We start from the raw sequence: 2,754 nt of genomic DNA, 5'->3' as shown, positions 1-2,754 counted from the left end.
GTGTGCTGGATGGCGTGCAGAATGGCCGGATCACTGGCCAGTTCCCGCAGCTCGGCTTTCAGTGGAATCGCCAGGCTGTACACGTCGGACTGATAACTCAAGGTGTCGAAGCGATCTGCCAGGGATTTGAGCCGTTCAGCCTGCTCGGCATTCAATCGGTTATTGGCCTTGAGCAGTTCGCCGTAGTCGGTGGGGCATATCGGGAAGTGGTGTTCATAGTGCACGACATGAAAGGCGCCGCGCCGGGCATCGAAACGCAAGGGCAGGGTGCCGTCCTGCAAGGCGATGCCGTAGTCGCTGCCCAGAAAAGGCAGCAGCAACTGGCCTTCCATCAACGGGTCGGGCGAGTGCCACTGAATGTCGAAGAACTCGCCGTAAGGGCTCAGCCGTCCCCATTCCAGCAAGTCGAGCCACCAGGGATTGTCGCCACCGCCGACGGCCATGTGGTTGGAAACGATATCGAGGATCAGCCCCATGTTCTGTTCGCGCAACGCAGCGACCAAACGGCGTAACGCCGCGTCGCCGCCCAGTTCAGGGTTGACCGTGGTCGGGTCTACCACATCGTAGCCGTGCATGGAGCCGGCGCGGGCGGCGAGCAGCGGTGAGGCATAGAGATGGCTGATGCCCAGGCTGGAAAAATACGGCACCAGTGGCACCGCTTGATCCAGGGTGAAGCCTTTATGAAATTGCAGCCGCAGGGTCGCCCGCAGCGGCTGGCTGAGCGGTTGATTCATTGGTCACGCTCGGCCGCCTGAAGTCGCGCACAGGCGAGCAGTTCCAGGCGGCGGGCGGCGTCCGGATCATCGAGCAGGCTTTCGCTGTCGCCGGGCAATCGGCGGGACCAGTTGGGGTGGGTGTCGGTGGTGCCGGGCAGGTTGGCCTGCTGTTCGATACCCAGGGCATCCTCCAGTGGCAGCAACACCAGCGGCGCGCGGGTATGACCGAGGAAGCGGATGGCGGCGTCGAGCACCTGATCGGTTTCATGGGACTCTTCACGGAAATTTTGCGGGTCCTGGCTCAGCACCCGGCGCAAGCCTTCGCGCTCGCGTTCGCGATGTTGACGCCATTCGATTTCACCCGTGGCGTCGACCAGGCCCAGGCGTGCGCTCCAGTCGATATCGCGGCCATGCCACCAGCCATTGAGCGTCGGCAGGTCGTGGGTGCTGGTGGTGGCCAGGGCGTTGTCCGGCCAGTCGAGAATCGGTTTGAAGTGTGTGTTGTCCTGTTCGAACAACAGCACGCGCATGCCGAGGATCGAGCGCGCGATGAGTTTTTCGCGCAGGCCATCAGGCACGGTGCCAAGGTCTTCGCCGAGGACGATGGCCTGATGCCGATGGGATTCGAGGGTCAGAAGGCGCAGCAGATCATCCACCGGATAATAAAGGTACGCTCCGTCGCTGGGCGGTGCGTCTTTAGGGATCACCCATAGCCGTTGCAGGCCCATGACGTGATCGATGCGCAGGCCGCCGGCATGGGCGAAATTGGCCCGCAGCATTTCGATGAACGCGCGAAAGCCGTTACGCACCAGACCTTCGGGGGAAAACGCGGAAATCCCCCAGCCCTGGCCAGTGCGGTTGAGGATGTCGGGTGGCGCACCCACTGTCAGCGAGGCGAGTAATTCGTCCTGGCGACTCCAGGCCTGGCTGCCGCCGCCGTCAGCGCCCACCGCCAGGTCGGCGATCAGGCCGATGCCCATGCCGGCACCACGGGCGGCGGTTTGTGCGCGCTCCAGGCTGCGCGCAATCAGCCATTGGCAGAATGCGTAATAGCCGATGCGGGCCGAGTTCTCTTCGGCAAATTGCGCCAGAGCGGCGCTGCGCGGGTTACGCCATTGCTCGGGCCACTCGCGCCAGTCGAGGCTTTCACCGCGCCTTGCACGGGCTTCCTGGATCGCTTCGAAGCGGCAATGATTTTCCAGCGCTTCGCCACCGGCGTGACGGAAGCTGCTGAAGTCGGCATGCAAGGGGTGTGCGCCGTGGGTGAATCCTTCGTACAAGGCTTCCAGCAAGCGATGTTTGGCCTCGGCGGCGGTGGGCCAGTCGATGAGCTGTAAGGTTTCCAGATGCTTGAGTTCGCCAGCCAGGCCCGTGGCGTCGATTGCGGTGCGCAGGGCACGCTCACCGAGAATCGCGCCGGGCGCTGCGTACAGGCTATTGAGAAACAGACGGCTGGACGGCGAGTAAGGGCTGTAGCGCTGGGTGTCGCCGCTGAACATCGCATGCAGCGGGCTGATCGCTAATGCTTCGGCGCCCCGTTCGCCGGCCACCCGGGCCAGATCTTCGAGGGCCTGGGTATCGCCGAAACCGCCATCGCCGGGGCGGCGCAGCGAATACAATTGCACGCTCAGGCCCCAGGCGCGCGGGGTTTGACTGTCAACGGCTTCGCCGACGCTGTAGCAGCGCTCGGGCGCCACCGCCAGGGTGAACGACTGATCGTCGATGCTGACGTGCTGATAACCCACCGGCACCAAACCGGGCAAAACAGCGTTGTCATCGAGCTTGAGGTTGAGCCGCGAGCCGTCTTCGAGATGGATCTCACACGGGGTTTGCGGTGCAAAGTAGTGGGCCAGATCAAGACCGACACCAACGTCGCAGGTCAGCAGCGGCGGCAGGTGCCGGGTTTGCTGTGCCTCCAGCAGTTGCAGCAGGCTGGCGTCGATTTCCTGGGCGGTGCTGGCGGGATGGCCAAGCCCGGCCAGCACTGAACGCAGCACCGCCGGCGTGACTTTTTGTGGACGGCCGTTGGCGTCGATAT

The 2,754-nt window shown here is 63.7% G+C and carries 2 protein-coding genes; both read right to left on the bottom strand.

Features of this window, described 5'->3' with window-relative positions:
• Nucleotides 1-734: alpha-amylase family glycosyl hydrolase (locus AC1DLB_RS26965; RefSeq protein WP_477786001.1), on the bottom strand; the 734-nt coding region annotated here is incomplete at its 3' end.
• Nucleotides 731-2,752 (bottom strand): 4-alpha-glucanotransferase, encoded by a 2,022-nt coding sequence (gene malQ / locus AC1DLB_RS26960; RefSeq protein WP_477786000.1) that lies wholly within the window; start codon nucleotides 2,750-2,752, stop codon nucleotides 731-733. The genes malQ and AC1DLB_RS26965, both read right to left, overlap by 4 nt.
• Between the last annotated feature and the right edge of the window lie 2 nt (nucleotides 2,753-2,754).

Source organism: Pseudomonas sp. 05N434, from assembly GCF_056396965.1.
This window is presented reverse-complemented; position numbering and strand designations above follow the sequence as displayed.